Origin of the sequence: Accumulibacter sp. (genome assembly GCF_031732815.1) — a bacterium.
Lineage (GTDB): Bacteria > Pseudomonadota > Gammaproteobacteria > Burkholderiales > Rhodocyclaceae > Accumulibacter.
In genome coordinates, this window is sequence record NZ_JAVMKF010000180.1 from 1 (window position 1) to 24,344 (window position 24,344).

21 protein-coding genes and 2 pseudogenes are annotated in these 24,344 nt (G+C 65.4%); 19 read left to right on the forward strand and 4 right to left on the reverse strand.

Translation table 11 applies throughout. The features are described from left to right. Positions 1-20: 20 nt before the first annotated feature. The 3 genes from RKP46_RS11765 to RKP46_RS11775 form a co-directional block, all read right to left on the reverse strand. Complete coding sequence (locus RKP46_RS11765) at positions 21-533, reverse strand: O-acetyl-ADP-ribose deacetylase (protein ID WP_311106814.1); 513 nt, start codon at positions 531-533, stop codon at positions 21-23. Positions 534-613: 80 nt separating this feature from the next. Then, positions 614-2,257 (reverse strand): methyl-accepting chemotaxis protein, encoded by a 1,644-nt coding sequence (locus RKP46_RS11770; RefSeq protein WP_311106815.1) that lies wholly within the window; start codon positions 2,255-2,257, stop codon positions 614-616. 193 nt (positions 2,258-2,450) lie between these two features. Beyond that, entirely contained in the window at positions 2,451-2,924 is a 474-nt protein-coding gene (locus tag RKP46_RS11775; RefSeq protein WP_311106816.1) for a rhodanese-like domain-containing protein, read from the reverse strand. 266 nt (positions 2,925-3,190) lie between these two features. Here RKP46_RS11775 and RKP46_RS20215 point away from each other — a divergent pair, with 266 nt between their 5' ends. The 14 genes and pseudogenes from RKP46_RS20215 to RKP46_RS20220 form a co-directional block, all read left to right on the forward strand. Beyond that, positions 3,191-3,424 carry an NUDIX domain-containing protein gene (locus RKP46_RS20215; RefSeq protein ID WP_409194136.1) on the forward strand — a complete coding sequence of 78 codons (234 nt, stop codon included), beginning with the start codon at positions 3,191-3,193 and terminating at the stop codon, positions 3,422-3,424. Between the two features lie 512 nt (positions 3,425-3,936). Beyond that, positions 3,937-5,205 (forward strand): urea ABC transporter substrate-binding protein, encoded by a 1,269-nt coding sequence (gene urtA, locus RKP46_RS11780; RefSeq protein WP_300333410.1) that lies wholly within the window; start codon positions 3,937-3,939, stop codon positions 5,203-5,205. Between the two features lie 67 nt (positions 5,206-5,272). Beyond that, positions 5,273-6,871 carry an urea ABC transporter permease subunit UrtB gene (gene urtB, locus RKP46_RS11785; protein ID WP_311106817.1) on the forward strand — a complete coding sequence of 533 codons (1,599 nt, stop codon included), beginning with the start codon at positions 5,273-5,275 and terminating at the stop codon, positions 6,869-6,871. A gap of 88 nt (positions 6,872-6,959) precedes the next feature. Next, on the forward strand, positions 6,960-8,057 hold the full coding sequence (urtC, locus tag RKP46_RS11790; protein WP_311106827.1) for an urea ABC transporter permease subunit UrtC: 1,098 nt from the start codon (positions 6,960-6,962) through the stop codon (positions 8,055-8,057). Beyond that, positions 8,054-8,890 (forward strand): urea ABC transporter ATP-binding protein UrtD, encoded by an 837-nt coding sequence (gene urtD / locus RKP46_RS11795; protein ID WP_300333404.1) that lies wholly within the window; start codon positions 8,054-8,056, stop codon positions 8,888-8,890. The genes urtC and urtD overlap by 4 nt, the downstream gene beginning before the upstream one ends. Before the next feature lie 7 nt (positions 8,891-8,897). Continuing rightward, entirely contained in the window at positions 8,898-9,590 is a 693-nt protein-coding gene (gene urtE, locus RKP46_RS11800; protein WP_311106818.1) for an urea ABC transporter ATP-binding subunit UrtE, read from the forward strand. Further along, on the forward strand, positions 9,587-10,447 hold the full coding sequence (locus RKP46_RS11805; RefSeq protein WP_311106819.1) for an urease accessory protein UreD: 861 nt from the start codon (positions 9,587-9,589) through the stop codon (positions 10,445-10,447). Before urtE ends, RKP46_RS11805 begins: the two co-directional genes overlap by 4 nt. 19 nt (positions 10,448-10,466) lie before the next feature. Then, positions 10,467-10,769 (forward strand): urease subunit gamma, encoded by a 303-nt coding sequence (locus RKP46_RS11810; RefSeq protein WP_311106820.1) that lies wholly within the window; start codon positions 10,467-10,469, stop codon positions 10,767-10,769. 33 nt (positions 10,770-10,802) lie between these two features. Then, a complete protein-coding gene (locus RKP46_RS11815; protein ID WP_311106821.1) occupies positions 10,803-11,111 on the forward strand; it encodes an urease subunit beta in 309 nt (102 codons plus the stop codon). After that, a complete protein-coding gene (gene ureC, locus RKP46_RS11820) occupies positions 11,108-12,829 on the forward strand; it encodes an urease subunit alpha (RefSeq protein WP_311106822.1) in 1,722 nt (573 codons plus the stop codon). The genes RKP46_RS11815 and ureC overlap by 4 nt, the downstream gene beginning before the upstream one ends. 11 nt (positions 12,830-12,840) lie before the next feature. Then, positions 12,841-13,422 (forward strand): urease accessory protein UreE, encoded by a 582-nt coding sequence (gene ureE, locus RKP46_RS11825; RefSeq protein ID WP_300333391.1) that lies wholly within the window; start codon positions 12,841-12,843, stop codon positions 13,420-13,422. Positions 13,423-13,480: 58 nt separating this feature from the next. Continuing rightward, positions 13,481-14,152, forward strand: coding sequence for an urease accessory UreF family protein (locus RKP46_RS11830; RefSeq protein WP_311106828.1), 672 nt, complete (start codon positions 13,481-13,483; stop codon positions 14,150-14,152). Positions 14,153-14,171: 19 nt separating this feature from the next. Continuing rightward, positions 14,172-14,783: pseudogene (gene ureG / locus RKP46_RS11835) on the forward strand (urease accessory protein UreG); the annotation flags it as partial. 79 nt (positions 14,784-14,862) lie between these two features. Next, positions 14,863-14,979: pseudogene (locus RKP46_RS20220) on the forward strand (IS3 family transposase); the annotation flags it as partial. Between the two features lie 70 nt (positions 14,980-15,049). Here the strand turns inward: RKP46_RS20220 and RKP46_RS11840 are convergent. Further along, complete coding sequence (locus RKP46_RS11840) at positions 15,050-20,656, reverse strand: AAA family ATPase (protein ID WP_311106823.1); 5,607 nt, start codon at positions 20,654-20,656, stop codon at positions 15,050-15,052. Positions 20,657-21,118: 462 nt separating this feature from the next. Between RKP46_RS11840 and RKP46_RS11845 the strand changes: the two genes are divergently transcribed. The 5 genes from RKP46_RS11845 to RKP46_RS11865 form a co-directional block, all read left to right on the forward strand. Next, positions 21,119-21,493, forward strand: a complete 375-nt coding sequence (locus RKP46_RS11845) for an NUDIX domain-containing protein (RefSeq protein WP_311106824.1) — start codon at positions 21,119-21,121, stop codon at positions 21,491-21,493. A gap of 102 nt (positions 21,494-21,595) precedes the next feature. Then, entirely contained in the window at positions 21,596-22,720 is a 1,125-nt protein-coding gene (locus RKP46_RS11850) for a DegT/DnrJ/EryC1/StrS family aminotransferase (protein WP_311106825.1), read from the forward strand. 15 nt (positions 22,721-22,735) lie between these two features. After that, positions 22,736-22,984, forward strand: coding sequence for an acyl carrier protein (locus tag RKP46_RS11855; protein WP_300333381.1), 249 nt, complete (start codon positions 22,736-22,738; stop codon positions 22,982-22,984). Beyond that, positions 22,974-23,717, forward strand: a complete 744-nt coding sequence (locus RKP46_RS11860; protein WP_311106826.1) for an SDR family oxidoreductase — start codon at positions 22,974-22,976, stop codon at positions 23,715-23,717. Before RKP46_RS11855 ends, RKP46_RS11860 begins: the two co-directional genes overlap by 11 nt. Positions 23,718-23,886: 169 nt before the next feature. Next, positions 23,887-24,344 (forward strand): protein kinase domain-containing protein (locus RKP46_RS11865; RefSeq protein ID WP_409194137.1); only part of this gene is annotated, 458 nt, incomplete at its 3' end.

Sequence of the window (24,344 nt, forward strand, 5' to 3'; positions counted from 1 at the left end):
CGATCCGCCGCCGGTGCGCCTCAGCGCTCGCCCAGCAAGCTCTGGTAGACGCGCAGATCGCTCGCCGAGAAGCAGCAGAAGATGACCTCGCGCAGTGTCGGGCAGGCCGGCGCCGCGGCGCGTACCGTGGCCACGGCGAGCGCTGCCGCCGACTCGACCGGATAGCCGAAAATGCCCGTGCTGATGCTCGGGAAAGCGATCGTGGACAAGCTGTGCGCCGCCGCCAGAGCGAGTGAATTTCGATAGCAGGCAGCGAGCAGTTCGGCTTCGCCGCTCGCCCCGCCGCGCCAGACCGGGCCGACGGTATGGATGACGTAGGTCGCCGGCAGGCGATGACCGCGCGTCAACCTCGCCTCGCCGGTCGGGCAGCCGCCGAGGCGGCGGCACTCGTCGAGCAGGCCTGGTCCGGCTGCCCGGTGGATCGCGCCATCGACGCCACTCCCGCCGAGCAGCGACGAATTGGCGGCATTGACGATGGCATCGACGGCGAGCGTCGTGAGGTCAGCCTGCAGTGTATTCAGCGAGGTCGGCATGCGGCAGACTCCTTCAGCGGTCGGCAGCGCTGGGCCGCGGCAGCAGCGCCCACCACGCCGCAGGCCGACCCGGCAGATGATCAGGCACGAAAATAGCTCACCAGCTCGTGCAGGCGCCCGGCAACGGTCGACATTTCCCGCGTCGCTCCGACCGCTTCGCGAATGCTGCCGGCATTGCTTTCGGAAAGCGCGGCGATCTCGGCGATGCGGCGGGACATCTCGGCGGTTGCCGTCGATTGCGCGTGCATCCGGGCGGCGATCTGGCGCACCTGCCGGGTAGACTCCTGCGCGCCGGAGACGATCCCGGCCAGGGTCCGGCCTGTCGACTGGTTGTAGTTCGCCGCCTCGTCAACACGTTGCGACACCTTCTGCATGGCGACCACCGTGGCCTCGGTCTCCTGCCGGATGCTGGTGATTACACGACTGATTTCATTCGTACTCAGCGCCGTTCTTTCGGCCAGCTTGCGGACCTCGTCGGCGACCACGGCAAAGCCGCGGCCGGCTTCGCCGGCGCGCGCCGCTTCGATCGCCGCATTCAAGGCGAGGAGGTTGGTCTGATCGGCGATCTCCTTGATCACGATGGCAATTTTACCGATTTCCTGAATCGAGCCGTGCAGCCGTTCGACGGTAGTCGCCGACTCGCGAGCAACGTCTACGACCTCGCGGGTGATTTCCAGACCCTTGGCCATGTCGTTGCTACCGGCCAGTGCCGCCTCCTCGTTATGGGTCGCCGCCACTTCTGAAACGGCGGCGAACTCTGCCACCTCGCGGCTCGAGGTACTGATCTCCCCGGCCGCCTGGCCAACGTGCAACATGGCGTCATTGCGTGCACTTCCCCGCTCCATCACGGTCGACATCCGGCCCAGCAGGTCGTTGGCGGTGGCGGCGACCTGGTCGGCCAGGCGGCTGACGCCGCTCGTCACCTCGGCCAGTTTGCCGACCGCGGTTTGCAGATGCTGGTTCATCTGACCAAACTCGTCGTTTCTCTCCAGGTGCTTGTCTTTCTGCGCAACGCTCAGCCGTCCTTGCGCGACCTCGGCGAGTGAGGTCTGAATCGAACGTACGCCGACATCGATGCGCCGCGCGACGCGCAAGAGAACGAAAGCCAAGGCGAGCATGAGGACAACACCGGTCGCCGTCGCGCCAAAGGCGAGTGCCAGCAGACGTGCGCCGACCTGGCGGTTCTCCTCGAAAATGCGCTTGATCGCCGCCTGCTGGAGCGGCAGCAACTCGCCGAGCGGCTTGATCAGATTGGCATGAAAGACCGGCCATTCGTCTTCCAGCAAGGAGGCAAGCAGCTTCTTGTCGTCATTGGCGTAGGCGCCGTCCACCTTGTCCAGGAAGGCCGGCAGCGCAGCCATTGGCTGGTCGATCCGTTCCAGCAGCTTGCCGGTCGCCTGGTCGGCCTGCATGTCGTGCGCGGCGACGGTCGCCTTGAATGCCTGCCAGCGCTCGTCGATCGTCGTGCGCGCTTCACGCAGGTGATTGCGCGAGCCAACGGTCGGCATGTGATCGAGCAACACGGCCGCAATTCGGAAGCGAATTTCCTTCAGGTTGCGCTCAATTTCCTGAATCTGCCCGGCGGGCTCAACGTGATGCTCAAATACCGTCTCGAGAATGTCGAGGCCGTTGCGAATTCCGAACACGCCCACCACGCCCAGGACGACGACGATCAACAGCCCCATCGCGCCGGCCGCCACTACTCTTGTCTTGATGCTTTGCATCGTCATCTCATCCCGCTGCGGTCAAACGACCGTTGGTGATACCGACCGACCGCGCTGCCGGCACGGCGCCACCAGGGCGCAGTCCGGCACGCGTCGGGCGTCCAGTTCACGGATTCGGCAGGCGTGATCTCGCCCGTCAGACGAATCGTTGCTTGCTCGGCGACGACCCGGCGTGCCTGCGCACGTCCGCGGATCACTCCGTCGGGAACTTTGCTGCCACCCAGGCGGGCAGACCGTCGCGGAACCAGTACACAGACTTATAGCCGGCCTTGATGGCGGCGCTCGCCGCTTTGTAGCCTTTCCAGCGGGGCGAGCCATTGCAGTAGAAGACCATCGGTTTGGACTTGTCGGCAGGGAGTTTGCCGAGATCGAAGGTGTCCTCCGGCGCGACCTTGGCGACCTTGGGGTGGGTTTCCTTATAGACGACGTTGATCGCGCCCTTGATGTGTTTCTCGGCGTATTCGGCGGCAACGCGATTATCCAGGACGACACCGCCCTTGCTCATGATTTCCATGGTTTTCGCGGCATCGACCATGGTCCCGCCAGCGATGCTTTGCGGCGTCTCCTCCACTGCCACGGCCGGTAAGGTGAAGCCCGCAAGCACGCCAGCAAAGCTGGCGATGGTGAGGAAGCGGGTGAAAGTCGTGGTACGGGCTGCGACGGGCATACGGTCTCTCCTTGGATTGGGGTTGGGAAATGGGCAGGGCAAGCGCCCGAGTCCGCCGCGCTACGTGACCACCCCCCGCCACGCCGTCCCGCCAAGCTCGGTGATTCGAAACCGCCACCACCACTACTGGTGCAGGTTTCGCTTAATAACGGCTGGGGCGCGGCCAGGCTTTAGTGCCAATTTGTCGCTGCTGCAGCGAGCCTGCGCCCGACGAGCGGCAGCGGACGGCTGCCTCATCGGGTGACTCGCACCGGCCGACGCCGAGTGTGTCGCCAGGCGAGCAGCGCTGGCGCCACGGGCGCGGTAAGCTCTGCCGTAGTCGGCATACGCCAGCCACGCCCGTCACTGCCCAGCGGCGGACGCTGCCCAGCGGCAGAATCAGCCCGAATGAGTCGCTCGTCCAGGCGGCAGGTCGCGAACCTGGCGAGGAAACCGGCCTGACGGCAGCGGCGCCAGGCTCACCGATGCCGAGACGATGCTGGCGCGGGCAAGAAGCGTGACCTGGAAAGGCACCCATCGCGTCGTCCAGGCGAGCCGCACCACCCATGCCAGAGGTGTCACCCTGACCGGGCATGTCATGCCGTCTGTCGAGTCCCGGCGGGAAGGACATCCGTCCCTCGCCGAGTGGGACATTCTGATCCGAGCAGCTTGCCGGGCATGCCCATTTCCGCTGATCGCCGAACGCAAGGTCTGATGGTTTTCAAGCGCGAGCCTGGTGCACCCATGGCGCCCTTGTTCCAGCGTCTGATTTTCCGGTTTTCGCCGCTTCGTCTGGCCACCCTCCCGAGGCACCGCATGTCCAGTGTTGGTGCTCGCCCGGTGCGTGCGCACTGCTCTTGTGCGACGCGCTCGCGCTACCCTCGCGACGGCTTCCGGAGGCTCTGCCTGGCTGGACGCAAGTCTATGATGCGGCGCGAGTTTCTCCCTTTCTCTGGGCATGGCACGGTGCTTGCTTTGATCTTCTCGGCGGAATATTGCTTCCCGTTTATCAACCTTCGAGGAGAGTTTTCAGATGGTACGTCGCAATTTTGTGAAGACGCTTCCGGCACTCGCCGTGTCGGCTGCATTTGCCTTGACCTCGTTCGGCGTGCGGGCCGCCGAGACGATCAAAGTAGGCGTTCTGCATTCGCTGTCGGGGACGATGGCGATCTCCGAGACGGCGCTCAAGGAGACCGTTCTGATGGCGATCGACGAGATCAACGCCAAGGGCGGCGTGCTCGGTCGGAAGCTTGAGCCGGTGGTCGTCGATCCGGCATCGAACTGGCCGCTGTTCGCCGAAAAAGCGCGTCAGTTGCTGAGCAAGGACAAGGTAGCGGTGACTTTCGGCTGCTGGACTTCGGTCTCGCGCAAGTCGGTTCTCCCGGTTTACAAGGAGCTCAACGGTCTGCTGTTCTATCCGGTGCAGTACGAAGGTGAAGAGCTCGAGCGCAACGTCTTCTACACCGGCGCAGCGCCAAACCAGCAGGCAATTCCGGCTGTCGAGTACCTGATGAGCAAGGACGGCGGCGAAGCCAGGCGGTTCGTCCTGCTCGGCACGGACTACGTCTATCCGCGCACGACGAACAAGATTCTGCGCGCGTTTCTGAAGTCGAAGGGGGTCGCCGAAGCCGACATCATGGAGGAATACACGCCTTTCGGCCACAGCGATTACCAGACGATCATCGCCAAGATCAAGAAGTTTGCTGGCGAGGGCAAGAAGACGGCGGTCGTGTCGACCATCAACGGCGACTCCAATGTGCCATTTTACAAGGAGCTCGGCAACGCCGGTCTGAAGGCGACCGATGTACCGGTGGTTGCCTTCTCGGTCGGCGAGGAGGAACTGCGCGGGGTCGACACGAAGCCGCTGGTCGGCCACCTGGCGTCGTGGAACTACTTCATGTCGCTCAAGAACCCGGAGAACGAGAAGTTCACCAAGCTGTACAAGAGCTGGGCGGTCAAGCAAAAGCTGCCGAATGCCGCCAAGGTGGTGACCAACGATCCGATGGAAGCGACCTATGTCGGCATCTACATGTGGAAACAGGCCGTCGAGAAGGCCAAGTCGACGGACGTCGACAAGGTGATCGCGGCGATGGGCGGACAGACGTTCAAGGCACCGTCCGGCTTCACGATCAAGATGGACGAGAAAAACCACCATTTGCACAAGCCGGTGTTCATCGGGGAAATCAAGGCAGACGGACAGTTCAACGTCGTCTGGAAGACGCCGGGACCGGTCAAGGCAGCCCCGTGGAGCCCCTATATTCCGGGTAACGATACGAAGAAGGGCGAGCCGGAAGGCAAGTAATCGTTCGGCTTCCTGTTCTGGTCTGGCGCCGCGGGCGGCTTGCCGCCCGCGGCGCAATGGAGAAAGTATGCGCAAGTTTGGCTTACTGCTCGGCGGCTGGCTATTTTGCGTCTCGTCGCTCTGCGCAGCGATCGATCCGGCGCTGCTCGCGCCGCTCGCGGTCGACGATTCCGAGAAGCGGATCGCGGCGATCGCTGCTCTGGCGCAGGCGGCCCCCGAAGCAGCCCTGCCGGTGCTCACGGCCTTGGCCGAAGAGTCTCTGGCGGTGGCCGGCGAGCGCATTGTGCGCGTCGACGGGGAGCGCGTGTTCGACGCGGCGAGCAACCGCGAAATCGCTCCGCCGCCAGCAGAACGCGAACCGATTTCGATCAACAACCGGGTGCGGCGTGAATTGGCGGCCGCGCTCGCCGCGCTGCGCCTGTTCTCGAGCGAGCGCGAAGTGCGCTGGCAGGCGGTGCAGGAAGTAGCTGCAAGCGCCGACGCGAAGATGCTGCCATTGCTCGACAAGGCCCTGGCCGGCGAGACCGATCCGGCGATCAGGAACCGCTTGCGCCTCGCCCACGCGCAGGCCAGCCTGGGGTCCGACGACCCGGCCATCCGTCTCGGCGCCGTCGTGGCGCTCGGCGAAAGCAGCGATCCGAAAGTGCGGCAGTTGCTGCTGCCCTTGACCGAGAAGCGCACCGAGACCTGGGTCGAGGCCGACAGCGCAGTGCGTGCGGCTGCCAGGACCTCGCTGCGCGCCATCGAACAGCGTCTGGCCTGGGCCGACAATCTGACGCGCGCCTTTACCGGGCTGTCTCTCGGTTCGATTCTGCTGCTGGCGGCGCTCGGCCTGGCCATCACCTACGGCGTGATGGGCGTCATCAATATGGCACACGGCGAACTGCTGATGGTGGGCGCCTACGCGGCGTGGGCGACGCAAAGCGTTTTCCGCGCCCATCTGCCCGATCTGCTCGACTGGTATCTGCTGGCGGCGATTCCGACCGGTTTCCTCGCGGCGGCACTCGTCGGTGTCCTGATGGAACGTGTCGTCATCCGCCACCTCTACGGTCGGCCGCTCGAAACGCTGCTCGCCACGTGGGGAATCTCGCTCTTCCTGATGCAGGTGGCCCGCACGCTTTTTGGCGCGCAGAACGTCGAGGTGGCCAATCCGGTGTGGATGGCTGGCGGAATCGAAGTTCTGCCGAATCTGCTGCTACCCTGGAATCGCATCATGATCATCGCTTTCTCGATCGCCGTACTGACCGCCGTGTGGGCGATGCTGAACCTCTCGCGTCTCGGCATGTTTGTTCGTGCCGTGACGCAGAATCGCGCGATGGCCGGCTGCGTGGGTGTACCGACTGGCCGCGTCGATACGCTGGCCTTTGGCCTCGGTGCTGGAATTGCCGGGCTCGGCGGAGTAGCCTTATCGCAGATCGCCAATGTCGGCCCCGACATGGGCCAGGGCTATATCGTCGACTCGTTCATGGTCGTCGTTCTCGGCGGCGTCGGACAACTCGCCGGTGCCGTCTGGGCAGCTCTCGGCCTGGGCGTGTTCACCAAGTTTCTGGAAGGCTGGACAGGTGCGGTAGTCGCCAAGATCATTGTCCTCGTCCTGATCATCATCTTCATTCAGAAGCGCCCACAGGGTCTGTTTGCCCTCAAGGGCCGTTTCGTCGACGCGTGACGCAAGGAGAACGATCGTGCGCCCATCGCTTCCCCGGCAGCCCTTCATCGTCCGTCTGGCGTGCGCCTTCGGCGTGCGCGGCTGGCAGATGGCCGGGTTGTTCCTCGCTTTTGCCCTGATCGCGGTACCGGTCATGCACCTCGTCGTGCCGCCCGAGAGCCCACTGCACCTGTCTACGTACTTCATCACGCTGACCGGCAAGATCCTGTGCTACGCCATCGTCGCCGTCGCCATGGACCTCATCTGGGGCTACGGCGGAATTCTTTCGCTTGGTCATGGCCTCTTCTTTGCCCTCGGTGGCTACGCTTTCGGCATGTACCTGATGCGGCAGATCGGACGTGACGGCAGCTACCAGAGCGACCTGCCGGACTTCATGGTCTTCCTCGACTGGCCGGAACTGCCCTGGTTCTGGCTGGGCAGCGACAGCATCCTCTGGGTCGCCCTGCTGGTTCTCGTCGTACCGGCGCTGATTGCCTTCATCTTCGGCTACTTCGCTTTCCGCTCGCGCATCAAGGGCGTCTATTTTTCGATCATCACGCAGGCCCTGACCTACGCCTCGATGCTGCTTTTCTTCCGCAACGAAACCGGTTTCGGCGGCAACAACGGCTTCACCGATTTCAAGCGCATTCTCGGCTTTTCGATTACCGCGCCGGAGACGCGCGTCGTGCTTTTCGCGCTCTCCGCGCTGGCGCTCGTCGCCACCTTGCTGCTCGCCCGCTATCTGGTCACCTCAAGGTTCGGTCGCGTACTGACGGCGATTCGCGATGCCGAGGCGCGCGTCATGTTCATCGGCTACGATCCGCTGTGGTACAAGCTCTTCGTCTGGACGCTGTCGGCGCTGCTCTGCGCGCTTGCCGGGGCGCTTTACGTGCCGCAGGTAGGAATCATCAATCCGTCGGAAATGTCGGTTGCCAATTCGATCGAGATCGCCATCTGGGTCGCGGTCGGAGGACGCGGCACGCTGATTGGGCCGGTCCTCGGTGCGTTCCTGGTCAACCTGGCGAAAAGCTGGTTTACCGTCAGCTTTCCCGAGTACTGGTTGTTCTTTCTGGGTACGCTGTTCATCGTCGCGACGCTTTATCTGCCGCAAGGCGTGATCGGTCTGTACGCGCGCCTGCGCGCCGGCCGGCAGCGCCCGCCGGGCAATCCGACAGTCGGCGCGGCGAGCGGAGCGCGGCCGTCATGAGCGCGCTTGCCCTGCCCGCCAACGACAATCCCGACTGGGACAGCGGCACGGCAGAGCTGGGCCATGTTCTGAAGCCCGGCCAGCTCGACCTGTCGCACAAGGTCATCCTCTATCTCGAGGACATTACGGTCAGTTTCGACGGCTTTCGTGCCCTCAACAAACTGTCGCTCACCATCGACAGCGGCGAGCTGCGCTGCATCATCGGACCGAATGGGGCCGGCAAGACGACGATGATGGACGTCATCACCGGCAAGACGCGGCCCGACGAGGGAACGATATTCTTTGGTCAGACGATCGACCTGACGCGGCTGAGCGAGCCTGAAATAGCGCACATCGGCATCGGGCGCAAATTTCAGAAGCCGACCATCTTCGAGAACCACACGGTGTTCGAGAACCTCGAACTGGCGATGAAGACCGACAAGCGCGTCTGGCGCAGCCTGTTTGCCGTGCTCGATTCGGCCGCCAGCGACCGTATTGCCGAGACGCTCGGCTTGATCCGTCTGAGCGCACACGCCGCCCGCCCGGCCGGTCTGCTTTCGCACGGCGAGAAGCAGTGGCTGGAAATCGGCATGCTGCTGATGCAGGAGCCGAAACTCCTGCTGCTCGACGAACCGGTCGCCGGGATGACCGACGAAGAAAGCGAGCGCACCGGCGAGCTCTTCCTCTCCCTGGCCGGCCGCCATTCGCTGGTTGTCGTCGAACACGACATGGCTTTCGTCCGCCAGCTCGGCGGCAAGGTCAGCGTGCTGCACGAAGGTAGCGTGCTCGCCGAGGGACGGCTGGAGGAAGTCCAGGCCGACCCGCGGGTGATCGAAGTCTATCTGGGGCGTTAGTCGAGCGATGTTGAAAATCAGCAACCTGAACCAGTACTACGGCGGCAGCCACATCCTGCGAGATCTCAGTTTCACCGCCGAAGCGGGCAAGGTGACGGCGATCCTCGGGCGCAACGGCGTCGGCAAGTCGACGCTGCTCAAGTCGCTGATGGGCCTGCTGCCGGTGAGAAGCGGCGTCGTCGAGTTCGCTGGTCGCGATCTGACGCACGCGGCGCCGCACCAGCGGGTACAGGCCGGCATCGGCTACGTGCCGCAGGGCCGGGAAATCTTCCCGCGCCTGACGGTGCAGGAAAACCTCCTGATGGGGCTGGCGACGTGTTCCGGCAAGGCGCCGGTACCCGAGCGCATCTTCGAGATGTTTCCGGTCTTGCGGCAGATGCTGCGTCGGCGGGGCGGCGACCTCTCGGGCGGGCAGCAACAGCAGCTTGCCATTGGCCGGGCACTGGCCATGGGGCCCCGACTGTTGATCCTTGACGAACCCACCGAGGGCATCCAGCCGTCGATCATCAAGGACATCGAGCGGGCGATCCGCGCCCTGGCAGAGGGCGGCGAGATGGCCATTCTGCTCGTCGAGCAATACTATGACTTTGCCCGTTCGCTGGCCGACCAGTACCTGGTCATGGAGCGGGGCGAAATCGTTCTGCGTGGGCGCGGTGAGGATATGGAAAAGGACGGGGTGCTGGCGACCCTGGCGGTTTGAGCGAGGCGGCCAGGCGCGCGGCTGAAGAAAGCGCGCGACCCGGCTGGCAGGCCAGGCTCGATCTCGGCTTTGCCTGCCGGGCCGGGCGTAGCACGCTCGTCCGTTGCCGACACGAAGGTCCGCTGCGCGTGCAGAAAGCGCTCTATCCGGAAGGACCCGAGGTTTGTCAGGTGATCGTTCTCCATCCGCCAGGCGGCATCGCCGGCGGCGACGCGCTGCACATCGAGCTCGAGGCCGCGCCGGCGGCGCGCGTTCTGCTGACGACGCCGGGCGCCGGCAAGTGGTACCGTTCGGGCGGCCGGCGGGCTGCTCAGACGCTCGCCGTGCGCGTCGGCGAGGGGGCGGAAGTCGAATGGTTGCCGCAGGAAACCATCGTCTTTGCCGGAGCCGACGCCTGCCTGCAGACGCAGGTCGAGCTGGCCGCTGGCGGCGTGTTTTGCGGCTGGGAAATCCTCTGCCTCGGGCGGACGGCGGCCGGCGAGCGCTTTGCTGGCGGAATGCTCGAGCTGACGACCCGCATCGAAAAAGCGGGGCGACCGCTCTGGCTGGAGCGCGCCCGCTTGCCCGGCGGTTCGCCCTGGATGCAGGCGGCGGCCGGCCTGGCCGGTTTGCCGGTCAGCGCGACGCTGCTCCTTGCCGGGCGGGTGATCGAGCCCGAGTGGCTGGCCGCCTGCCGCGCCGTCGACGCCGGTGGCGGAGTATTCTGTGGCGCCAGCGCTCTGCCCGAACTGCTTGTGGCGCGTTGCCTGGCGCCGGGCAGCGAAGCGGCGCGTGCCTGGCTGGGCGCCGTTTGGCGGGCGCTGCGCCCTTTGGCGCTGGGTCGGGCGGCCGTGCCGCCACGAATCTGGAACACCTGAAGCTGATCGAGGAGGATGCATGGAACTGACGCCAAGAGAGAAGGACAAGCTGCTGCTGTTCACTGCGGCGCTGCTCGCCGAACGGCGGCGCGCGCGCGGCCTCAAACTCAACTATCCGGAGTCCGTCGCGCTGATCAGCGCGGCGATCGTCGAGGGCGCGCGCGACGGGCGGACGGTGGCCGAACTGATGAGCTACGGCACGACGCTGCTGACGCGCGACGATGTCATGGAGGGCGTGGCCGACATGATCCATGACATCCAGGTCGAAGCAAGCTTTCCGGACGGGACGAAGCTGGTCACCGTCCACCATCCGATCATTTGACGATCGCCTTTTCAGTCCATCAGGAGAGCAGGAATGATTCCCGGAGAACTACAGGTCGAGGCCGGCGAGATCGAGCTCAACGCCGGCCGGCCAACGATCCGCCTCGGCGTCGCCAACACCGGCGACCGGCCGATCCAGGTCGGTTCACACTTCCACTTCGCCGAAACGAACGCCGCGCTCGCTTTCGACCGCGCTGCGGCGCTCGGTTTTCGGCTTGACATTGCTGCCGGTACGGCAGTCCGCTTCGAGCCCGGCCAGACGCGCGAGGTGCAACTGGTTGCCCTGGCCGGCGACCGGCGCGTCTATGGTTTCAATGGCCTGGTGATGGGGAAACTGGCATGAGCCTGCGTCTCTCGCGGCAAGCCTACGCCGAGATGTTCGGCCCGACGGTGGGCGACCGCGTGCGCCTTGCCGATACCGATCTGTGGATCACCGTCGAGCGCGATTTCACCGTCTATGGCGAGGAAGTCAAGTTCGGCGGCGGCAAAGTCATCCGCGACGGAATGGGCCAGGGCCAGAGGACGGCCGACGAGGTGGCCGACACGGTGATTACCAATGCGCTGATCGTCGACCACTGGGGAATCGTCAAAGCCGACATCGCGCTCAAGGGGGGCTATATCGCGGCCATCGGCAAGGCAGGCAACGCCGATATCCAGCCCGGCGTGACGATCCATATCGGCGGTGGCACCGAGATCATCGCCGGCGAGGGTATGATCGTCACAGCCGGCGGTATCGACAGCCACATCCATTTCATCTGCCCGCAGCAGATCGAAGAAGCGCTGATGTCGGGCATCACGACCATGCTTGGTGGCGGCACGGGTCCGGCGACGGGGACCTGCGCGACGACGTGCACGCCTGGAGCATGGCATATTCAGCGCATGCTGCAGGCTGCCGACGCTTTTCCAATGAACCTCGGCTTCTTCGGCAAGGGCAACGTCTCGCTGCCGGAACCCTTGCGCGAACAGGTGCGCGCCGGAGCGATCGGGCTCAAACTGCATGAGGACTGGGGAACGACGCCGACGGCGATCGACAACTGCCTGTCGGTCGCCGACGAGATGGACGTGCAGGTGGCGATCCACAGCGACACACTGAACGAAGCGAGCTTCGTCGAAACGACGCTGGCGGCATGCAAGGAACGTACGATTCACACTTTTCACACCGAAGGCGCCGGCGGCGGGCACGCACCCGACATCCTGCGCGCCGTCGGCGAAGCTTACGTCCTGCCGTCGTCGACCAATCCAACGCGGCCATATACGGTCAATACGGTAGACGAGCACCTCGACATGCTGATGGTCTGCCACCATCTTGACCCGGCGATTGCCGAGGATGTCGCCTTCGCCGAAAGCCGCATCCGGCGCGAGACGATTGCCGCCGAGGACATTCTGCACGACCTCGGCGCGCTGTCGATGATGTCGTCCGATTCGCAGGCGATGGGGCGGGTCGGCGAGGTGATCCTCCGGACCTGGCAGACGGCGCACAAGATGAAGGTCCAGCGAGGCCCTTTGCCGGCGGCGGGGGCAGGCGACGCTACGGCAACGGTCGGCGACAATTTCCGGGTCAAGCGCTACCTCGCCAAGTACACGATCAATCCAGCGATAACGCACGGCATCAGCCATCTCGTCGGCTCGCTCGAAGTCGGCAAGCTGGCCGATCTGGTCCTCTGGAAGCCCGCCTTTTTCGGCGTCAAGCCGTCGCTGGTGATCAAAGGCGGGATGATCGCTGCGGCGGCCATGGGCGACGCGAATGCCTCGATCCCGACGCCGCAGCCGGTGCACTACCGGCCGATGTTCGGCGCCTTTGGCGGCGCTCTGGAGACCTCGGTCACCTTCGTCTCGCAGGCCGCACTCGACCATCCGGCAACCGCCGCCTTGCGTCTGCGCAAGCCGCTGGTCGCCGTGCACCGGACGCGCGGCATCGGCAAGGCGGATATGCGGCACAACTCGGCCACGCCGAAAATGGAAGTCGACCCGGAAACCTACGCCGTGCGCGCCGACGGCGAACTGCTGGTTTGTCAGCCAGCCAGCGTCTTGCCGCTGGCGCAGCGCTATTTCCTGTTCTGAGACGAGCCGCCATGTTGTTCGCCGAATCTTTCGCCCCTGCCGACGACACGCGCGGCCCCGCCGACCGCTTGCGTTTGCCGTACGAGGCGCGCCGCAAGAGCCGCCAACGCGTCACGCTCGTCAGTGGCGAGGAAATGGGCTACGCCTTGCCCCCCGGCACCGTGCTGCGCGGCGGCGATCGCCTGCTCACCGGCAATGGCCGCATCGTCGAAGTCGAGGCGGCGCGCGAGACTTTGCTCGAAGTCCGCGCTGTCGACGCGCTGCAACTCATGCGCGCCGCCTACCATCTCGGCAATCGGCATGTACCGGTGCAACTCGGCGAAGCGCTGCTGCGCCTGCAACCCGACCATGTGCTTGCCGAAATGCTCGGCGGGCTCGGTTGCGCGGTGTACCCGGTCGAGGCACCATTCGACCCCGAGGGCGGCGCGTATGGGACAGGTGCACACGGCACGCGGCAGCCGTATGCCCATCGGCATGCGCATGCGCATGGCCATCACCCGGCGCAGGGCGGAGCACTGGATGTTGCCGCCGATGCATCCGCTGAACTCGGCGATGAGCCGCGGTCGACGGCGCGGATTCACGAGTTCAAATGAAGGGCCGGACGCGTTCTTCTTCCGTCGCGCGCGGCATGCGGAATGGGCGGCTGGCGTGGTGAACCGGGCCTTGCCGCGCCTGCTGCAGCTCGCCAGCCCGACCTTGCCGGTGGGCGCCTACGCCTACTCGCAAGGTCTGGAGTGGGCGGTCGACACGGGTCGGGTGGCGGACGAGGCCGGCACCTTGGCCTGGGTCGGCGCCCTGCTCGAGCACTGCGTCTGCCTTTACGAAGCGCCGCTGCTGGTCTGCCTGCAGCAGGCCTGGGCGGCGCGCGCGCATGAACGGGTCGAGCGCCTCAATGCGGACTTCATCGCCAGCCGAGAAACAGCCGAGCTGCGCGCCGAGACGCTGCAGATGGGCTATTCATTGCGTTGCCTGCTACGCGAGGTAGAGGGTGTGCCTCTGCCGGCGGCTTTCGAGGCACTGCCCGAAGTCGCCTTTCCCACTGCTTGGGCACTGGCTGCCGCGCTCTGGGCAATTCCTCCGGCGGAATCGGTCACCGCCTACCTCTGGTCGTGGTGCGAAAACCAGGTCATGGCTGCGCTGAAGACGGTGCCGCTCGGTCAGGCTGCCGGCCAGCGCATCCTCCTCTCCCTCGGCGAGCGCATTCCGCCCCTTGCCGAGCAGGCGCTCGAGCTGCCCGAGGCGATGTGGAGCAACTATGCTCCCGCCTTTGCGCTTGCCTGCTGTGCGCACGAAACCCAATATTCGCGCCTCTTCCGCTCCTGATACACGAAAGCATTGCCCCATGATCAGACACTCTGCCCTGCGCGTCGGCATCGGCGGCCCGGTCGGCTCCGGCAAGACCGCGCTCACCCTGTCGCTCTGCATCGCCCTGCGCGACAAGTACAGTCTCGGCGTCGTCACGAACGACATCTATACCGCCGAAGACGCCAGGTTCCTCGTCCGCCACGCGGCGCTGCCGCAAGCAAGAATTCTCGGTGTCGAGACCGGCGGTTGTCCGCACACCGCGATCCGCGAGGACGCGTCAATCAACCTGGAAGCCGTTTCCCGTCTGACCACCGCCTTTCCCGACCTGCAGGTGGTCTTCGTCGAATCGGGCGGCGATAATCTTGCCGCGACGTTCAGCCCCGAACTTTCCGACCTGACGATCTACGTCATCGACGTTGCCGCCGGCGACAAGATTCCGCGCAAGGGCGGACCCGGTATCACCAGGTCGGACCTGCTGGTAATCAACAAGACCGATCTGGCACCGCTCGTCGGCGCTTCGCTCGAAGCCATGGCGGACGACAGCCGGCGGATGCGCGCCGGACGCCCTTTCGTCTTCAGCAACATGAAAACCGGCGAAGGCCTGCGCGAGATCATCGCCTTCATCGAGGCGCAGGGCATGCTCAGCGCGCCGGTTGACGACCCGACCGAATCTGCTGCCGGCAGCACTGTCAGACCGGTCGATCAGCGGATCGTCGAAGCGGTCCGGCATCCACCCGAACCCGATCGCGGACTGGCGGCGGCTACTGACGGAGCGTGCGGCCCGGGCTCTTGGTGACGCGAGCCACCCCACGAGCGCGGATCCGGACCTGACGAAACTGCGCGCCATGTGAAGTCTTGCATCTCCGGGGAAGCGCGCCGAATGCGGCGGGCTGACTTCGGCCAACTGCCGGGGAGTCAGCCATCGTGTTGGTCAGTTCCATCAGCGAGCAAGGCGAGAATCTGGTCGAACCGGAACTCGTCGACGAGCGAGCCGAGCGCGCTCGCCGCGGCGGCATATTGGTCCGCCAGATCGCCCAGTTCGCGTTTGAATTGTGCGGCGTCGAGGAGCTCGGCCGCTTCCGCCAGCCTGGCTCGCGCCGCTGCCGGCAAAGTGGCGAGGCTTGCCCGCAGCACCGGCCCGGCCATCGCACCGTCGGGCGCTGGCGCGTGCGCGGTCGGCGCCTGGTGTTCGTAACGTGCTCCGAGCCACCTGGCCATCGCATCAAAAATATTGCCCGCCCGGTACGGTTTGTGCATTACCTCGTCGCAGCCGGCCCGCAAGACCTCGCCGCGCTGCTCGCGGAAGGCGCTGGCAGTGAGGGCCACGATCCTGACTCTGCTTCCGCCGGAAAGAGCACGGATGCGCCGCGTCGCTTCGTAGCCGTCCATCACCGGCATGCGCATGTCCATCCAGATGAAGTGGGGCCGCCACTCGCGAAACCGCTCGATGGCTTCCACGCCGTCGGCTGCCTGCCGCACGTCGAAGCCGGCGCGCGCCAGCAAGCTGACCAGCAGCAGCCGGTTTTCCGGGTTGTCCTCGACGACCAGCACCCGCCAAGCCGGCTGGCCCGCCGCCAGCCCGATTACCGGCGGGCGGGCGGGCGTGCCGCGCACCTGCTCGGCGCTCGCCAGCGGAACCGGCGCTTCGACGCGGAACAGGGAACCTTGGCCAGGGACGCTGTCGACCACGATGCGGCCGCCCATCAGCTCGGCGAACGATTTCGCGATCGCCAGCCCGAGGCCGGTGCCCTTGGCGCCGGCGCTGTTCGCCCGCACCTGAGCGAACGGGTCGAAGATGTGCTTCCGGTGTTCCGCAGCGATACCCGGACCGCTGTCCTCGATGTCCAGTTGCAGCAAGGCCAGGCGCGAATCGTCCGGCACGCGTAGCGCGCGCGCGCGCAGGGCGAAGCCGCCCTCGCGCGTGAACTTGGCGGCGTTGCCGAGCAGGTTGATGAGCACCTGGCGCAGCTTGCCGGCGTCGGCGTTGACGTAGCGGGCCAGCTCCGGCTCTAGATCCAGCTCGAAGGTCAGCCCGGCGGCCTTCGCCTGTAGCTCGAACATGCGACCGATGTCGTGCAGCAGCGCGGGCAGGTCAAACGCTTCCGGCTCCAGTTCGACTCGGCCCGCGTCGATCTTGGACAGGTCCAGCACGTCGTTGATCATTTGCAGCAGGTGCTCGCCGCTGCGGTTGATGATCGCCAACTTGTCGCGCTGCTCGCTGCTGGTTTCGCCCGAGCGCGCCAGCAGGTCGGAAAAGCCGAGAATCGCGTTCAGCGGCGTGCGCAGCTCGTGGCTCATGTTGGCCAGGAACACGCTCTTGGCGCGGTTGGCCGACTCGGCTTCCTCTTTGGCCTGCGCCAGCTCGATCTGTTGCTCGCGCAGGCGGGCGTTGGCCTCGGTCAGCGCCAGCGTGCGCCGGGCCACCTCGTGCTCGAGGTTGCCGTAGAGCTGCGCGTTGTCGATCGAGATGGCGGCCTGGGCGGCCAGCCACTCCACGAGACGCTTGCGCTTGGCGGTGAATACGCCCGGTAAGGTCCGATGTTCGAGGTACAGCGCCCGGTTCAGCGGTGGGCGCCGCCCGATTGCGTGGCATAGAACGCTGGCCGGGCGGGTCTCGGCGAAGTAGGGGTCCTCGTCGAATTCGCTGCATGTGCCGTCCTCGCGGTGGCCGCCTGGGCGATCGAGCCCCATCGCTTCGCCGGAATTCATCACGTAGCGCAGCAGTGACTGCGGTAGTCCGCCAGTGGCGATGTGGTGCGAGAGTTCAACGTTCGCCTGGTCGCCGCTGCGCAGCGCGATTGCTCCGCGCTCGGCGCCGGAGACATCGATGATCAGTTTCATCAATTGCAGCAGCAGTCGCGGCAGATCCGTCTCGGCGCTGATCGCCTGCACTGCGCGCAGGACGGCCAGCATCTCCGCGTAGTCGAGCGTCTCGCCATCGGCCGTCTCACGGTCGCCACCATGCACCGCCAAGCGCTGCTCGACGCGCTCCGCCAGGACGCGCGCACCCACCCGATCGTACAGCGCACGCGCCCGGCGCAGCGCGACTTGCTGCGTTTCGCGGGCTTCCGGTTGCGTTTCCAGCCAATGCGCCAGTCGTTCGTATGCGTAGGCCTGCTCGAGCCGATAGCCAGCGCGCGCGGCCAGTTGTCCGGCCTGCTCGTAGAGGCTGGCCACCGAAGCGACGGACTGCGGCTCGTAGCGGGCCAGTTCCGCGCGCAGGAAGGCCAGGCGGTGCGCGACGTTGGCAGGCGAGGCGTGATCGTTGATGCCGGTGAGCAGGTCGAAGGTTTCGCCAAGGGAATGCTGCAGATACGTCCGCCGGGTTTCGTCGACCGCCTCCGCGAGCAGATTGGCGCAGGCCATGCCGCGCCAGAAAGCCACCACGACGTGTTGCGGGAAAGGCGCCAACTCGCGCAGGTTCGGGTCGGCGGCGGCCTCGAGCACGCCTTCCCAGTCCCCGGCGAGGCCGAGCAGCGGGATGCGCGCCCCCAGGTAAAAGCCGATGATCAGGGGCATGTCGTGAAAGTGCGCACAATACGCCGGCTCGTCCATGTGTTCGCCACTGAGCGAGGTGAGGGCGGCAGTCTGCCCCTGCAATGCCGATGCGGCTGCAGCATAGCACTGCGTGAAACCCATGATCACCTCGAGCGCATACGGGCGGCAGTGGTCGACCGCCCGCGCGTAGGCAGCGAGGACGTCGCTCGTGCTGCGCCCCATGCAGTACAAGGTGAAGGTGATGATGGTGAGCGAGTAGCCGGCGTACAGTGGATCATGTGCGCGCCGGGCGATCGCCAGCGCCTCCTCGAGCTGCGGCACGATCTCCTCGATGTGCTGCGACCAGTGCAGGATGAACGCCAACTGGTGTACGCGGCTGCGCCCGAAGGTCCACAGATCGGGCAGCTTTTCGTCCGACAGGCGCATCGCCACTTGCGCGAGCTGGCGCGCCTCGCGATAGGCGCGCTGGTGCACCACCAGGCCCTGCCCCAACAGCGTGTACAGCAGCGGCGAGAGCAGCGTGTTGCCGAACTCCAGGCTGCGGTTGCTGCCGACCACCGCGAGCAGGTTGAGCAGCGGGACGCTGGTGTTCGTTGCCGCGTCACACATGGCGCCGATCAGGCGCATGATCTTCTCGCTGAGATCGTCACTGGCGTAGGGCAGCGAATACAGCAACTGCTCGAGGTCGTTCCCGGCAGTCCTGGCGCGGAAGTCGGCCAGCCCGTGCTCGAAGGCGCGTGCCAGCCCGTCGTCGTCGCGCAGGCCGGGCAGCCGGATGCCCACTTCCGCCAAGCCCGCGCGGCCGACCGCCAAACCCTCGTGCATGCGGCTCGACAGGCAAAGGTGAGCGGTCTGCACGATGCGCACCGCCAGCCGGTCGGCACGGTCGCGCGCCTGTTGCAGGGTGCGTTGCACCACTTCCTGAAACGCCGTCTCGCGGTTGAGCACCGAAAGAACCTCGGCCAGCAGCAGGTGCATCGCGTAGCACAGCGGATAATGCGTTTGCCACCCGTCCTCGGCTGGCAACAGGGTCAACCCCGTCTCCAGGTACTGGGCTGCTGCGCTGTAGGCCATCGAGCTCTTGGCGCGTGCGGCAGCGCGGTAGCTGAGCTTGGCCACGGCAACGCGTTCGCTGTCGTCGAGCAGCGCGAGGGCATGGTTGAACTGGTCGACAATGACGAAAACGGCGTTGTCGATCGCGTCGTCGGCGATCTGCCGCCGCAAGCTGCGCCCGATCGCCAGATGGATCGCCTGTGGCGCGGCGCCGCCTTTGAGCGAGTAAGCGGCTTGCTGCACGCGGTCATGCACGAACTGGAATTCGCGCCGCGCATCGTCGTTGGCGACCGGGAGCAGCAGCTCGTCCTGCACCGCCGGCGCCAGACTGGCCAGGGCATCGCCCGCCGTGTCGGCCATCGCGTCGGCCAGCAGCGCCAGCTCGAAGCGCTTGCCGATGCACGCGCCGACCTTCATCGCTTCCTGTGTTGCGGCCGAGAAGCGTGACAAGCGCTGCAGCATGAATTCGGCGACGTTGTCGGCCGCATCATGCAGGCGGATCGCCTCGGGCTTCCAGCGCCAGGTGCCGGCAGCCGCATCGTAGTAGAGATCGCCCTGTTTGCGCATGGCCTGCAGGAACTGGCGCACATAGAACGGGTTGCCCTCGGTCTTGCGGACCACCAGCGAGGCCAGCGCGTCCGCATCGTCGATCGCCAGACAGCTGTCGCGAATGAGCTGCGCCACGTGCGGCGTGCCGAGTGGCCCGATGGTGATCTCGACGATCTGATCGCCGTCGTTGCGCAACTCGTCGACCATTTCCCGCAGCGGGTGGCCGGCGCCGACTTCGTTGTCGCGAAACGCCGACACGATCAGCAGGTGCGCGCCGACGCCCTGCTTGACAAACGCCTTGATCAGCGCCAGCGAGGCAAAATCCGCCCATTGCGGGTCATCGAGGAACAGGACGAGAGGGTGCTCGCGGCTGGCGAACTGCTTGAGCAACACCGAGAACACGGTGTTGAACCGCTGTTGGGCGGCGTTGCCTACCAGCTTGGCGGCTGGCGCCTTGGCGCCGATCAGGCGTTCAATTTCGGGGAGTACGTCGATCACCACACTGGCGTTTTCGCCGAGCACCGCATCCAGCCGCGCGCGCCACTGCGCCAGCTCGTCCTGCGGCTTGGACAACACCTGGCGAAGCAAGGTGCGAAACGCCTCGATCAGGGCCGAGTAGGGCTGGTCGCGGTGGAACTGGTCGAATTTGCCCTCCACCAGGCTGCCGGCGTTGGCCACCACGTACGGTCGCAGTGCGCGCACGAGCGCGCTCTTGCCGACGCCCGAATAGCCGCCGACCATGCACAGCACAATCTCTCCCCGCACCGAGCGTTCGTAGATGTCGGCCAGCGTTGCCAGTTCGGTCTCGCGGCCATACAGGCGATCGGGAATGCGGAACTGCCGGCCCTGCTCGGCCAGGTCGAGCGGGAAGTCGTCGATCCAGTGCTTGGCGTGCCATTGGTCGAGGCACTTCTCCAGATCCTGACCCAGGCCTTCCGCGCTGGCGTAGCGGGCGGCCGGCAACTTCTCCAGCAACCGATGCACGAGGCGCCCCAGCACGCGCGGCAAGTGCGGCAACAGGGCGTGCAACTCGGCCGGCTGCACGGCCATCTGGCAATGGCAAAGCTCCAGCGGGTCGCTGGTGTCGAACAATGGCCGGCCGCTCAGCAACTCGTACAGAATGACACCGAGGGAATACAGATCGCTGGCGAACTCGAAAGGAGGCTTCTGTCCCACCTGCTCGGGAGCGAGGTAGTGCCAGCGTTCGGCCTCATCCTGCCGCCTGGCAGGGAGCGAGCGCAGATGCACGCCCCCTTCCGCTTCCTCGACAAAGGCGTGCGGCGCAAGGTGGCCGTGTGCGCCGTAAGATGCATGCCAAAGGGCCAACGCGCGGGCGCAGGCTGCGGCGTCGGTCAACCAATCACCCAGCGTGTCCGCTTCCAGCGTTTTCGCTCCGGCCTGCCGCATGTTGACGAGTGACATGCTTTTTCTCCACAGAAGAAGTGCTTACGACCCGTTCCGGGTCCAGTGCCGCAAACCGGTTGGCCCGTTTTGGGTCCCGGTTATTTTTGGACAGGCAGCCACCAATCAACATTCCGTTTCGGAGAGTTGGGTAAGCGAACTGTACCTCCGGCAGGCCGCCCCAGGCAAGCGTTGCCCGGCCCGGATCGCCGGCCGTGCACGGGCTCTTTTGCGGTCATGCGCGGGGGCTGGCCCGAATGGTGTTTTCTCCTTGGCCACCCGTTGGCTGGGCGAGCTGGCGAGCAAACGCAATGCGTTGGCCCGAGCACCGACCGCTGGAAGCGGCTCCCTTGACGTGTCGCGCCGGTCGACGCGGATTGTCTCGCCAGGCAACCGGCGTTGGCGCTGCACGCGCGGTAGAATCCGCCGCAGGCAGCGGGCGTGCCTGCTGGCGCGCTGTTCGACAACCGGAAGGGAACGAGAATGAAACGACAAAGAGCCACGGTGATCGTCGAGATCGAGCGCCGCATTCTGCTCGTCGAGAACCGCGGCGGACTGGTTCTGCTGCCCGGCGGCGGGATCAACCCGGAAGAGTCGCCCGCCCAGGCAGCAGTGCGCGAACTTGGCGAGGAAACCGGCCTGACCGCCGCGTCGATTGGCTTCCTCTTCGCGCACGAATCGGCGACCAATTGTCACCAGGTCTACCTGGCGCAGGCGGCGGGACAGCCGCGCGCCGGCGACGACGCCTGTGCGCTGCATTTCCTCGGCGCCAGCGACGACCGGCTGGACGAGCGCATGTCGCTGGCTACGCGGACGATCATCGAGCGCTTTCGACGGCTCGCGCCTGGGGCGCGCTAGCACTCGCCCGAAGGCGAGCAATACGGCCTTAATTCAAGGATCGCGACGAGCGCTGGGCGGTGCATAATAGGGCCATACACCTTTTCGGTTGCACGCCGCGCCATGGATACCAAGAGCGAAGCCACGACGACCTTCCTCACTCGCCCGTATCTTCCCCCGCTGGAGGAATTCCTGCCCTACCTTGCGCAGATCTGGGAGAGCCGCCGGCTGACCAATGGCGGCCCGTTCCACCAGCAATTCGAGGAGGCCTTGCGCGAGTATCTGGGCGTTCCGCATGTCTGTCTGTTCGCCAACGGCACGCTGGCGCTGATCACTGCACTGCAGGCACTGCGCATCACCGGCGAGGTGATCACCACCCCGTACACTTTCGCGGCGACGACGCACGCGCTGCTCTGGAACGGCATCAAGCCGGTTTTCGTCGATATCCGGCGCGATACCTGCAACCTCGACGAGGAACAGGCCGAGGCGGCGATCAGCCCGCGCACGACTGCCATCCTGCCCGTCCATTGCTACGGCAATCCCTGCGCCGGCGAACGCTTGCAACAGATTGCCGACACCTACGGCATGAAGCTGATTTACGACGCAGCACATGCCTTCGGCGTGTCGCTCGCCGGGCGCTCGCTGCTCGCGCTGGGCGATCTCTCGGTGTTGAGTTTTCATGCGACCAAGGTGTTCAACACCTTCGAAGGTGGCGCCATCGTCTGCCATGATGCGAAACTGAAGCAGCGGATCGACTATCTGAAGAACTTCGGCTTTGCCGACGAGGTGACTGTCGTCGCACCGGGGATCAACGGCAAGATGAACGAGTTCCAGGCAGCGCTCGGTCTGTTGCAGATCAGGTACGTTCACCAGGCGATCGCCGCGCGCCTGGCCATCGATCGCCGCTACCGTCAGGCGATCGCCGACATTCCAGGCATCCGCTGCCTGCCGCAGATCGATGGTGTCACGCCAAACGGCGGATACTTCCCGATCCTGATCGGCGCCGACTATCCACTCAGCCGCGATCAGCTTTATGATGTGTTCCGGCGCAATCACATCCACGTTCGACGCTATTTCTATCCCTTGATCAGCAATCTCCCGATGTATCGCGGAATTGCCTCGGCAACGCCCGCCAACCTGCCGGTCGCGACCCGAATGGCTGCGCAGGTTCTTTGCCTGCCGACGTATCCTGACCTCGCTGCCAGCATCGTCGATCGGGTGATCAACATTCTTGCCCGCGGCCATTGACCCACGCTCGCCACGATGACGACAAGCAACGAACTCTTCCGGCTGATCGCAGCCGCACTCAAACTCCCGCTCAGCGCGATCGACCTGACGACATCGATGCAAACCACCGAGGCCTGGGACTCGCTGGCGCACATGGAACTGATCATCAGTCTCGAGGAACACTATCGGATCATGCTGGAGGCCGACCAGATTGCCGAAATGACCTCGGTTGCCGCCGTCGTCGACCAGCTTCGCCAGCGCGGATTGCTCGACGATGAAGCTTGACGGTGCGGTGGCGGTGGTGACCGGGGCAGCCCAGAACATCGGGCGCTGCATCGCCCTGACTCTGGCCGACGCCGGTTGCCGGGTGGTGGCGCTCGACCTCAACGAGGAACTGCTCGGCGAACTGGCGAATGAGCGGATCAGGGTCGGCAAGTGCGATGTCGCCGACCCCGAACAGGCGGCAAGCGTCATCGCAACGGTCGTCGAGGAGCACGGACGCATCGATCTCCTGGTCAATGCCGCCGGCTGGATCTGCAGTGCGCCGCTGTTCAATCTGCTCGACCGGGCAGGCGGTCGGCACGAGCTGGCGCTGTGGGAGAAGTCGCTGCGACTCAATCTGACCACCGCCTTCGTCATGGGAGCATGCGTCGCCGAGCAGATGATCCGCCGCCGTACGCGCGGCCTGATCATCAACATCAGTTCGGTCGCCGCGCGCGGCAATGCCGGCCAGAGTGCTTATGCCGCCGCCAAGGCAGGCAGCAATGCGCTGGCGCTGTCGTGGGCGAAGGAACTGGGCGCGCTGGGCATCCGCGCGCTGGCGATCGCGCCAGGCTTCATCGATACTTCGTCTACGCACGCGGCGATGAGTCGGCAGCGCCTTGACGAATGGCTGGCGCGAATTCCGCTGCGCCGGCTCGGCACGCCCGAGCAGGTGGCCGACGCCGTCGTCTTTGCGGCGACCAACGACTATCTGACGGGAACCGTCATCGAACTCGACGGTGGCCTGAAGATCTGACTGACGGGCCCGACTTGCCGCGCGCTGACACGCGCCGCCTGTTCGGCCGGGTCTGGCGCCTCAGCGCCGGCTGCGGGTCGCCTGGCCGTTCCGGCAATGGCTTTGCCAGGCGAGAAAACTGCGGCAGAATGCACGGCTGGCGTCCGTAGCCGTGAAACCGGGGAGATTCATGCCTGCCTCAGAAGAAGACCACGACAAGACCTGGGTCCTGCCTGCAAAGGCAGCTCCCGCGTCGCCCGCAACCGCAGCGGCAGTAGCCGTCGACAAGGAGAGCAACGCCTTGTCGGTCGGCACCAAGATCGGCGAGTTCGAGATTACCGGGCTGATCGGCATCGGTGGTTTCGGTATCGTCTATCTCGCGCACGATCAATCGCTCGGACGCAACATCGCACTCAAGGAATACATGCCGGCGTCGCTCGCCGCGCGGCTTGACGGGCTGACCGTCTCGGTCCAGTCGGACCGTCTGGCCGAGACCTTTGCCATCGGCCTGCGCAGTTTCGTCAACGAAGCGCGCATTCTGGCGCAGTTCGACCATCCGGCCCTGGTCAAGGTATACCGCTTCTGGGAAGCCAACGGCACAGCCTACATGGTGATGCCGTTCTACGAAGGGATCACGCTCAAGCAGGC